The 12,739-nt window shown below is 36.9% G+C and carries 5 protein-coding genes; all 5 read left to right on the forward strand.

Features of this window, described 5'->3' with window-relative positions; genetic code table 11:
- The first annotated feature begins 25 nt into the window (after positions 1 to 25).
- A complete protein-coding gene (gene fabV / locus Q0543_RS02985) occupies positions 26 to 1,216 on the forward strand; it encodes an enoyl-ACP reductase FabV (protein WP_299248901.1) in 1,191 nt (396 codons plus the stop codon).
- 183 nt (positions 1,217 to 1,399) lie between these two features.
- Entirely contained in the window at positions 1,400 to 2,446 is a 1,047-nt protein-coding gene (gene mltG, locus Q0543_RS02990; RefSeq protein WP_299248904.1) for an endolytic transglycosylase MltG, read from the forward strand.
- Positions 2,447 to 2,455: 9 nt separating this feature from the next.
- Positions 2,456 to 2,878, forward strand: coding sequence for a thioesterase family protein (locus tag Q0543_RS02995; protein ID WP_299248906.1), 423 nt, complete (start codon positions 2,456 to 2,458; stop codon positions 2,876 to 2,878).
- Positions 2,862 to 3,779: a YihY/virulence factor BrkB family protein gene (locus Q0543_RS03000; RefSeq protein WP_299248907.1), complete on the forward strand. Its 918-nt coding sequence runs from the start codon at positions 2,862 to 2,864 to the stop codon at positions 3,777 to 3,779. The genes Q0543_RS02995 and Q0543_RS03000 overlap by 17 nt, the downstream gene beginning before the upstream one ends.
- A 236-nt stretch (positions 3,780 to 4,015) precedes the next feature.
- Positions 4,016 to 12,496 carry a glycosyl hydrolase family 8 gene (locus tag Q0543_RS03005; protein ID WP_299248910.1) on the forward strand — a complete coding sequence of 2,827 codons (8,481 nt, stop codon included), beginning with the start codon at positions 4,016 to 4,018 and terminating at the stop codon, positions 12,494 to 12,496.
- The last annotated feature ends 243 nt before the right edge of the window (positions 12,497 to 12,739 follow it).

The following is a 12,739-nucleotide window of genomic DNA, read 5'->3' on the forward strand; positions in this document are numbered from 1 at the left end:
AAAAAAGAATTAAATACATAGTTATATGATTATTGAACCAAGAATCCGTGGATTTATCTGTTTAACTTCTCACCCTAAAGGATGTGAGCAAAATGTTATAAACCAGATTGATTATGTTAAATCTAAAGGTAAAATAAACGGACCGAAAAAAGTATTGGTTATCGGTGCTTCCACTGGGTTTGGCTTGGCTTCTAGAATTACAAGTGCATTTGGTTCGGATGCTGCAACAGTAGGGGTATTTTTTGAAAAACCCGCACAAGAAGGAAAGCCAGCATCTCCAGGTTGGTATAATTCTGTTGCATTTCAAGATCAAGCTAAAAAAGCAGGCTTGTATGCAAAAAGTATCAATGGCGATGCTTTTTCAAATGAAATAAAACAAAAAACCATTGATTTAATTAAAGCGGAATTAGGTCAGGTTGATTTAGTTATATATAGCCTAGCATCTCCCGTTAGGACCAATCCCAATACAGGCGTAACTCACAGGTCTGTACTTAAGCCTATCGGCGGTTCTTATAGTAATAAAACAGTAGATTTCCATACCGGAAAAGTATCAACAATTTCTATTGAACCTGCAGTAGATGATGATGTTGCAAACACGGTTGCTGTTATGGGCGGCGAAGATTGGAGTATGTGGATGGATGCCTTGCTAGAAGCAGGTGTATTGGCTAAAGGTATAAAGACGGTTGCGTATTCTTATATCGGACCCTCAATTACAGAAGCTGTTTACCGAAAAGGTACAATTGGACAAGCTAAAGACCATCTTGAAGCAACAGCATTTACAATCACAGATAAGCTAAAATCAATTGATGGCAACGCATTTGTTTCTGTAAATAAAGCATTAGTAACACAAGCAAGTTCTGCAATTCCTGTTATACCTCTGTATATTTCACTATTGTATAAAGTAATGAAAGCGGAAGGTGTTCACGAAGGGTGTATTGAACAAATTCAACGCTTATTCGCAGAACGCCTGTACATAGGAAAATCGATTCCTACAGATGAAAAAGGGCGTATCCGAATAGATGATTTGGAAATGTTGGAAAACGTGCAGTCACAAGTTGCAAAGCTATGGCCAGAAGTTACAACCGAATCCATTTCTCAGATCGGTGATTTAGATGGGTATAGAGCTGATTTTATGAATTTGTTCGGTTTTGAAGTAGACAAAATTGATTATAAGGCAGATGTTAATGAAAATGTAACCATCGAAGGGTTGGTTTAAAAATAAAATAGAAGTGAAACAAGAAAGGATTGTAGCAATACAATCCTTTCTTGTTTCACTAAATAAAAGTATTTAGAAATTAGATTGAATTATTTATAATTTTAAATAGATATAAATTATAAACTAACACTTATCTATCATTAAAGCATCTGTATATTTGAACAACGAATAAGTAATAATTAAATGGGACAAACATTAAATAAATTAAAGTACGTCGTTATATGCTTAGCTATAGCATTTGTAATGTTATCCTATTATGCATATCAGATTTTCTTTACAGCGAATTTTGCAAATAAAATTGATGACAAACCATATACATTGTATGTACGTTCAGGAGCAACGTTTCAAGATGTATTGGACACACTAGATTTACATAAAGTATACGAGGATAAAATGTCATTCGCATTTATTTCTAAAATACTCAGCTACCAAGATCATGTGAAACCTGGTAGATACATAATACCACCATCTGCTACAAATTTACAAGTAGTTCGAAAACTAAGAAGCGGTGCTCAAGATCCAATAAAAATAACCTTTAATAATATTCGATTAAAGTCAGAGTTTATTGATCGTATTGGTAGTAAATTTTCATTTGGATCCGACACCTTATCTCGGTTACTAAATAATCAGAAAACATGCAATAAATTTGGTTTTGATACTACTACGATCCTTACGATGTTTTTGCCCAATACCTATGAATTTTATTGGTCGATTTCTGCAGAAGATTTCATGGATCGAATGAAAGAGGAATATAAAGCGTTTTGGACTCAAGAAAGAAAAGAGTTGGCGAGTAAAGCAGGATTGACACCCATTCAGGCAAGTATATTAGCATCTATTGTGGATGCAGAAACCAACCAAGCTACTGAAAAGTCAACGGTGGCAGGTGTTTATATCAATAGATTAAATATTAATATGCCACTACAAGCAGACCCAACTGTTAAGTTTGCCTTGGGTGATTTCGCAATCAAACGAATCAATCATGAGTTGATTGATGCTGCAGGAAATTCACCTTATAATACGTATCGCGTATTAGGTTTACCACCTGGCCCTATTAACATGCCTTCAATAACTACGATTGATAACGTTTTGAATTATGAATCGCACGATTATTTATTTTTCGTTGCCGATCCTAGCAAACCAGGATACCATATTTTCAATACCGATTATAGATCACATGTCAATCAAGCCAATACATATCGTAAAAGTTTAAATAAACGCAACATTCATTAAATATAAATAATGATAGAGCATCAAGTTCAAGTTCGTGTTCGATATTCCGAAACAGACCAAATGGCGTATGTGTATTATGGAAATTATGCCAGCTATTTTGAAGTAGCACGAGTAGAGACGTTTAGGCACATCGGGTTTTCCTATAAAGAAATGGAAGCTGAAGGTATATTGATGCCTGTATTAGAATTAAAAACGAAATATTTAAAACCAGCAAAATACGATGATCTATTAACTGTAAAGGTTATAATTAAGGAAAAGCCTGGAATTCGAATTAAATTTGAATATGAAGTTTATAATGAAGCAAATGCATTACTAACAATTGCTGAAACTACATTAGTTTTTATAAATGCTAAAACAGGAAGACCTATACTTCCGCCTGAAGTTTTCACATCTTTTTTTGAAAAATATTATTTGAATGATTCGAAAAATTAAGACCCATTTTATTTCGCACCCGTTAACAAAATCAGTAACGCATAAACTATCCCAAATTAAAGTAGGGAATAGAAAGGTATCTTTTCTAGTATTTATTAAAATACTATTTAAGAAGTTGAATAATGACGATGTAATCGTTCGTGCGAAAAGTATAACCTATGATTTCTTCCTTTCCATTTTTCCCGGAATTATATTCTTGTTTACCTTAATACCTTACATACCCATACCAAATTTGGATACACAAATACTTACTGCATTAGCAGATTTTTTGCCCTTAAGTATATTTTCCTCGGTCGAATCAACATTAACGGATATTATTGCAATTCCAAGGAAAGGCTTATTGTCATTTGGTTTTATATTTGCATTTTATGCTGCAAATAATGGGATAATCTCACTAATCAACACCTTTAATCATTGCTATACTACACATGACAAACGAAGTTTTTTTAAAAAACTAATTGTGAGTACCAGTATCTTATTTCTGTTGTTTTTAGTAGTAGTAGGGGGGAGTGTACTTTCTTGGTTTTTAAAAATTGTGTATACAACTATTGAACATGGATTTGATGTAACTAGTTTTCAATTGTATTTCCTTTCAGCATTAAGATTATTTGTGTTGTTTTTTTTAATAATAATGAGCATTTCTGTTATTTATTTTATTGCTCCATCTGTGAAAAAACGTTGGAATTTCTTTTCAATAGGTTCTGTCACCGCATCTATCCTGTGTTTTTTGTTTACACTAGGGTTTGGATATTATATAGAACATTTTAACTCGTACAATAAATTGTATGGGTCTATCGGCGCTTTAATAGGTTTTTTATTGCTTATTTTTGTTAATATATTGATGTTACTAGTCGGATTTCAGATAAATGCATCCATTAATCTTGCTCAGACAACTGAGTAGAATATATTATTTTGAAAACCTATATTTTGAATATATACTTTACTAGAATATTATTATGTGTAAAATTCTTTATATCAGTATAATATAAATTAGCTTGGGATAATCAGAAATTTAAATTTATAAACATAAAGTATAATTATTTTCCTTTTTGGGTTACTTTTTCTTATTTTAGCATATTAGTACATAGAAATGCTTCAACTAATTATTGCTAATTTAATATTACAAACCCCAAAAGTATGATTAAGATATTTAATCTTAAATTTGTTGTCTTTTTAATGGCTTTATTGTACGCTTCCGTACTTTCAGCACAAATAAATTCAACAACAGCTGTTGTGCCATTTGGTGCAAACCCAAGCTATGGTAATGGAATTATGCCCGATGCAGGAACCTTGCCTTCTGGCGGTACCTATGGCAAATCACAAGATGCTGCAGATGCATACAATGAATGGAAAAGTAATTATACAGAAGCTTGTGGTGCAGGTCAATATCGTGTAAAATTTGACGAACCGAATCGTACAGTATCAGAAGGTATTGGATATGGGATGCAATTAGCTGCTTATGCTGCTGATAAAACATTATTTGATGGTTTGTATACTTATTGGAAAAACTTCAAGTCACCTGCTTCCTCTGGAAAGAATGGTAAATTGATGAACTGGAGAATTGATGGTTGTTCAGGAGTAAGTGGTACAGGTAGTGCTGCCGATGCAGACGTAGATGCAGCATGGGCATTATTAATTGCCGAAAATCAATGGCCCACAGCAACAACTCCATTTGATTACGCTTCTGAAGCAACGAATATGTTGTATTCAATAAAAGAATTAGAATTAAATTCTTCTGGTCAATTAATCAACGGAGATGGTTGGGGTTTTGGAGACAATTGCCGTAACCCGAGTTACCAATCTCCTGCATATTACAGATTTTTTAAAACATCAAACTCAGCATATGCTTCTGATTGGAATAATGCTATTAATGGGGCATATACGTTAATCAATGCAAATGCAGATGGTTCAACGGGCTTGATTTCAGATTGGTCAAATCCAAGCGGAAATAGAAATACATGTAACCCAGGTGGTCTTGGATATGCAGCAACAGACGGTTATGGATACGATGCTTGTCGTAACCCTTGGAGAATGGCACAAGATGTTATTTGGAATAACGATGCACAAGCAAAAGCTATTTGTACAAAATTAGCAGCATATATTAATTCAAAAGGTGCAGGTGGTGTTGGTGGTCCTCTATATCAAAATGGAGGAAACTATTCAGGATTTTCTCACAATGCAACATTCGTTTCTACATTTGCTATGGCAGTAATGGGTTCAACCAATCAAACGTTGATGAATGCCATGTATGTGCAAACTAAAAACACGAAAGATGTTATTAAAAACTCAACTCTTTCTGGGTATTTTGGTAATACATTACGTTGTGTTTCTTTGTTTATGATGACTGGTAACTATTGGAAACCTGGCACATCTTCTCTACAAGAAATAAATGTACGTAATGGTGTATTTAGTATTGAATCAGCATCAACATATGATTTCCAAAACCAACAAATAGCGCCTACTGGTACAGGTAAAGCAGTAACATTTACCATTGAAAATTTAGGCTTTGCAACATTGAATTTAACAGGTACTCCCAAAGTAACCGTTTCTGGTACAGACGCAACTATGTTTACAGTAACTACACAACCAAGTGTGGGGAATTTAACATTAGCTGCAACAACAACCTTTGTTGTAACATTCAATCCTACATCTCTAGGCACCAAAACTGCAAAGTTGACTATTGCGAGTAATGACCCTGATGAAAATCCATATACTATTAATGTAACAGGTATAGGAACCGCAAATGCTACAGCACCTAAAATGACGGTGTATGACACAATCAATATTTTAACATCTAATTCCAATTTCCCTTTAGGTACATTTACCTCTGGTGCAGCTGGTTATAAAATACTCAAAATTACAAATACAGGTGATGCGCCATTAACAATTAGTGGAGCGGTTTTTTCTATTCCTGTATTTTCTTTATTAGCAACAACATTACCAAAAGTAATAGCAATTGGACAAACTGGGTACTTAAGTGTTGGTTTTAATGCTCCTGCAACAGCTGGTATTAGCAATGGTACAATTACATTAACGACTACCGATCCAAATGCGCCATCTTTTATATTAAATCTAACGGCAACTTCAGCGGCTTGTTCTGCAAATCCATTGAATAGAATTTTATTGGATTACGATGGAAACATAAATCTTAAAAATGCATTTGCTCCGAAAGGTACATTTTCTCAATCGGCTTTAAATCCAAGTGTATCAGGTCTTAATTTAAGCCCTAAAGTTGCGAGTTATGTTCGTCCACTTCCAACAACAGCACCTGTTTGGGATGGTAAATACGACATCATTCGTTATTACAATTGCGGAACGGTGGGTACTTCTTATGTATCCTTTAACATGACGGCTGCAAATCCAACCATACAAATATCGTTTTTCTCTCCTGCAGTTGGGGTGCCAATTACATTGTCTCCTCAGAAACCAGATGGTGCAGATTGGGCTCCAATACTTTCAGATTATTCGAGCAATATTACTGTAACAACAACCAAAGCCAATCAGTGGGAAGTTCTAACATTTGATATGAGTAAAATCATTTCACCTACAAACTTAACAGCTGACATCAAATGTTTGGATATTCAAGTGGATCCATTGTTAGCATATGCAGGTTCTAAACCAGCAGTTGAAGATCGTACATTCTACATCGATGATATTAAGTATGGTGTTAACCCATGTACAAGCGATTTGTCTGGTATCCTTCAAGATTTTGATACGCACAACAACGTATCATTGGATTATGCTGTATCTTCTCTTTCAGCTCCAATTGCCAATCCTGTTTCTGGTGGATTAAATACCTCAGCTAATGTTGGTCTATTTACTAAAACAATCAATGCAGCAACGTATGATGATGGTTTTAGATATGATGGTTGCGGAAATAAAATTGATCTGTCGACCAAAAAGTATATCAGTATGTTGGTATATTCTCCAGTAGCAAATGCGTCAATTGGTATCAATGCAAAAGTTCCAGATGGACCTGATGCGGATACATATCCAGATGATGCGGCATCATCAACACAACTTACAGTATTTGCAAATAAGTGGCACAGGATTTATTTTGATTTATCTGCAGTTTCAACAGCCAATCTTCCAAATGTATTTGCGATAGATATTAATTTTGACCCTACAGATCTGTCTGGTGTTTCAGCACCCAATAACAAGTTTTACTTTGATGACATTCGTCTTGAATCTGCGCTTCCATGTGTAACAGGCATCGCGGCTACAGATATTATGAATGACTTTGAAGACAATCGTTTCTTAAACATTGCATTCCCTGGTGCTACCCCAGTTCTGCCTGCAGTTACATATTTCAACACTGTTACAGCTAATCCAAGCGCTGTTGCTCCAAATACAAGTGCAGTAGTAGGTAAATTCCTTAGAGGGACAGCTGCAACAGGAACGTCTTTCCGTTTTGCAGGCTGCCAAAGTAAAATTGATTTAACCGCTGGTCACAACATTATCGAAATAAAAGTATATTCTCCAAACGCGAATGTACCAGTAGTAATGTCGCTTAAGAATGCAGCCGGTGTATCATTAGCGGATGTAACCGATACGGTTAAACTAGCAAACAAGTGGACTACCTTACGTTATGACTTTACAAAATTATTGAATTCTAACACAGTAGCCAATATTGATATTGTTGTAGATCCGAATGCTATTTACTCTGGTGCTTCGTCTACTGCAGCTGCTAGAACATATCATTTTGATGATTTAAGATATGCACTTCCATCTCCGGAAATTAATATTCAAGCATTAACTACTCCAGCAGTTACGGATATACCTTCCAAAAATGCATTTAATATGGGTGCTGCATCCGTTGGTGATAGTACACTAATGGATTTCAATATTCAAAATAACGGTTTACAAACATTAACATTGACAGGTACCGGTATTGCATCGGTAGTTGTTGCTGGTGCTAATGCAGCAGATTTCATCGTTACTGCATCTCCATCATTCAGTACTTCAATTGGTGCATTTGGTGCAACGGGCTTTACAGTCAAATTCAAACCGACTACATCTGGTCCACGTTCAGCATCCATAACAATTAAAAGTAACGATGCAGATGAAGCAACCTATGTAATCTACTTAACTGGTACTGCTACAGCTTCTATCATTAAAGTGTTAGATGGTGCTACAGCTCTATCTCCTATAATTGTTACAGCCAATACTACTCCAATACTAATAGGAACCTCAGCAATAGGTGTAAATTCTACACCTGCATATACCATGAGTGTTAAAAATACAGGTGTTGCGCCATTGAAAATTACTTCGGTAACGGCATCAACGGGCTTTACAGTTACAGCACTTACTCCAACAGGGGATATTGCATTCGGTGCAATTGCAACATTCACTATAGTTGGTAAGCCTGCAGTAGCTGGTCCAAATGCAGGAACAATAACAATAGTTTCAAATGATCCACTAACACCTTCATATGTAGTGAATATTACTGTAACAGGAGCAGCACCAATAATTTCGGTAAAAGATGCTACACCAGCACTTGTTTTAACGAACAACACAACACCAGTTAATGTTGGTTCTGCAGCAGTAGGTTCTCCTGCTACAGCATATACATTTACAATCGCTAACACTGGAGCTGCCCCATTAACGGTTACTTCAATAACAGGCTCTACGGGTTTTGCTGCTTCAGTGATTACACCAACTGGTGCAATTGCTGCAACAACCGGAACGGCAACATTTACAGTAATAGGTACTCCAGCAGCTTCTGGGGTAAATACAGGAACAATTACAATTCTAACAAACGATCCTGTAACACCTTCTTATAAAGTAAATGTTACTGTAACAGGTGCAGTACCAGTCATAACAGTGAAAGATGCTACACCAGCAGTTGTTATAAATAACAATACAGCCGCTGTTAATGTTGGTTCTTCTGCTGTAGGGGCACCTGCAACTGCATATACCTTTACAATCGGTAACACGGGTTTAGGAGCATTAACGGTTACTTCAATAACTGGCTCAACAGGTTTTGTCACTTCTGCGATCATTCCAGTAGGTCCAATTGCTGCAACAACAGGAACAGCAACATTTACAGTAACGGCTACTCCTGCAGCAGCTGGAGTAAATACGGGCACAATTACAATTTTAACGAATGATCCTGCAACACCTTCTTATAAAGTGAATGTTACTGTTACAGGTACAGTACCAACTCTAGTGGTTAAAAATGGCACAACGCCAGTTATAAGTCCAACGACTCCAATATCCATAGGTACTGCAACGGTAAATTCTGCTGCTCCTGCATACACGTCGTTTACAATTAACAATACGGGTCTTGCGCCATTGACACTTACGTCTATCAACGTTACGACTGGTGGTACTATTTATACCTTGTCTGCGCTTCCTACTTTACCGACTACAATAATTGCGGGTGGTACAGCAACGTTTACAGTAACGGGCAAACCTGCCGCTGTTGGTTCAAATCCGGGTACAATCACTATTGTTACAAACGATCCAACAACAGCATTGTTTATATTGAATCTGGATGTTACAGGTATTGCAGCATCAACACCTTCCTTACAAGTGAAAAATGCTGCTGCAATTGTAACAGACAATTCTACGGCTGTATTGGTTGGCTCAGCTCCAGTAGGAACTGCTGCTGCACCATTTACTTCATTCACAATTAACAATACAGGCTCTGCGGCATTATCGCTGAATTCTATTAGTGTGTCTGGAACTGTATTTGCATTAACAAGTCTTCCAACATTCCCTGCATCAATCGCAGCGGGTGCAAATGTAACGTTCACGGTAACAGCTACACCTTCAGTAGCAGGTGCAAATAATGGTATTATCACTATCGAGACAAATGACCCTACAACGGCTTCATTTAGTCTAAATGTAACAGCAACAGGTACCGTTGCTCAATTACAGGCATTCGATGCAACAACACAATTGACAAGCCCAACTGCTCCTATATTAATTGGTTCAGCGCTTACAGGCAGTACAACAAGCCCTGCATACACTACATTGTCAATTAAGAACAATGGAGCAGCAACACTGAATGTTTCTTCAATTGTAGCATCTTCAGGCTTTACCTTAGTAACGTCACCTGCTTCTGTAACATCAATTGCTCCTAATGGCACTGTTACATTTACAGTGACAGCTACACCAGCAGCTGTTGGTGCCAATACAGGAACGATTACAATTGCTTCAAATGATCCGACTACAGCTTCATTTATAATCAATCTAACAGCAACGGGTTTATTATCTCCACAAGTAATGGTGGTTAAAGATGGTACCACTACTTTAGCTACAAGCGCAAGCCCTGCTATATTGGTTGGAACAGCTGTTTCAACCAATTCAGCTGCAGCATATACGTCCTTGACGATTACAAATACAGGAGGGACGGCACTTGGTATTACATCCATTACAGGTTCTGCTGGATTTGCGGTAACAACAACGCCTGCTGCGCCAACTTCTATTGCAGCAAACGGCACACTTACATTAAACGTTATTGCAACACCTGCATCCCTAGGTGCAAATGCTGGAACAATTACAATTGTTTCAGATGATCCTAATGCATTATCATTTGTAATAAATGTGACAGCTACTGGTACAAGTGGACCAACACCTGTTTTGGTTGTGCAAGATGGTACAACACAGATAACAACTAATTCAACTGGGATTTTAGTTGGAACTTCAGCTATTAATACTCCTGCAGCACCATATACAACGTTCACAATTAACAATACTGGTACAGCGGATCTTAATCTAACTTCATTAGCTGTTACTTCTGGTGCAACAGTATTTATGCTGTCTAATCTTCCTACAATGCCAGCGGTAATTGCTGCTGGCGGAAGCGCAACATTTACAGTAACAGCAACGCCATCTGCAGTGGGTACGAATAATTTGGGTACAATAACCATTTCAACAGATGATCCAACAACGGGTTCATTTATATTAAATGTAACCGCTACCGGTAATCCTGCTGCGACATCAGAATTGCAAGTATTGAATGGTACAGACATTGTTTTAACCAACAATGCAGCGATATCCTTGGGTTCAGCAGTTGTAAACAACCCTGGCACACCGTATACCAATTTCTCTATTAAGAACAATGGTACGGCTCCACTTACGTTGAACAACATAACAGGAACTTCTGTATACGTAGTAAGTGCTATTTCTCAAACACTACCTGCAACAATTGCAGCTGGTGCTTCCGTTACGTTCACGGTAACAGGTACTCCAACTGTATCAGGTACGAATGCTAACCCTGGGACAATAATAATTGGAACGACTGATCCTACATCTTCGTTTTCATTAAATGTCAACATGGATGCTACAACGTCTCCAGCGCCTCAGTTACAGGTATTGAATAATGCGACATTGGTTAATACAAATAATGCGGCAATATCCTTGGGATCTTCAGTAATAAATACTGCAGGTACTGCTTACACGGCATTCTCTGTTAAAAATAATGGTAGTGCACCGCTTACATTGAATACAATAACAGGAACATCTGTGTATGTGATTAGTGGTATTTCTCAAACACTACCAACTACTATTGCAGCAGGTTCTTCTGTTACATATACCGTAACAGGTACACCAACAATTGTAGGAACAAATGCGAATCCTGGAACGATTACAATCGGAACTGACGACCCTACAACACCTTCTTTCTCGTTGAATGTAACGATGAGTGCTACCAGTACTCCTTCAGGTATTGTAACGATTCCTGGTGTAACGAATAATGGCCCTGTGATTGCATTAGGAAATGTACCAGTTGGAACTCCAACACCTACTAAAACGTTCACAATCAATAATACAGGTTTATTACCATTAACAATCGAAACAATCGTATCTTCTAATCCAGATTTTGTTGTAACTCAAGTAACACCAAACCCAATACCAGCTGGTGGATCAGGTACATTCACAGTAATTGCTAATCCTTCAGTGGAAGGTTCAAACACGGGTACTATTACAATTCCGAGCAACGATCCAAACAGTCCATTTGTAATCAACGTAGGTGCAACAGGCAAGCCAACACCAACAGGTGCAGTATTGCAAGTGACCGACATGAAAAATCAAGTTGTGGCAAATGGTGGAACAATTAACATAGGCGCTAATGCTGCAAATGTTCCAACCAATCCGTATACATTTATAATTAAGAATGTTGGTACTGTACCGTTGAATATTACAGGTATATCTTCATTAAGTGGATTTAGCATTGTGAAACAAATAGGAAGTACAACAATTGCTCCTGGTGCAACACAAGCATTCCAAGTAGTAGGTGTTCCTAAAAATCCATCTCCTACAACAGGCGCTGTTTTAATTACTAGTGATGATTCAGATACACCATTCCTTATTAATGTGGAAGTAAATATCGGTATACCAACATTGGGTGTTGCTAAAGCATTATCAAGCTCTGCAATTGACTTGTATCCAAACCCTTCTCAAGGAAATACAAATCTAGAATTCAATGGCACATTTGAGAAAGTAAGCGTAACTGTTTACATGGCTGATGGAAGCAAAGTATATACAACTGAATTAGCAACAATGTCAGAGAATTCAGCTGAATTACCATTGCAAGAATTACCAGCAGGTGTATACATCGTTGAAGTGAATACTGCTCAAGGTAAATTGATCAAACGATTCATTAAGAATTAATTTTCTAACATACCAATACCAAAAAAGGCTTTATCTGGAAACAGATAAAGCCTTTTTTATTTTTAAAAGAAATGATATAGGAGAAGTTATATGCACTTTCAAATGACGCTATATTTTTGGCTAAGCTTAAGCGAAGAGGCTTAGTGTAGGTACCCTAGTGTTTTATGCTTATCGATTTTTTATTGTCAAAGTGTTTGACTCGTATTGTATGCCTTAAAGAATTATTACTTAAATAGAGATGTA

Origin of the sequence: uncultured Cytophaga sp. (assembly GCF_937863595.1) — a bacterium.
Classification (GTDB): domain Bacteria; phylum Bacteroidota; class Bacteroidia; order Cytophagales; family Cytophagaceae; genus Cytophaga.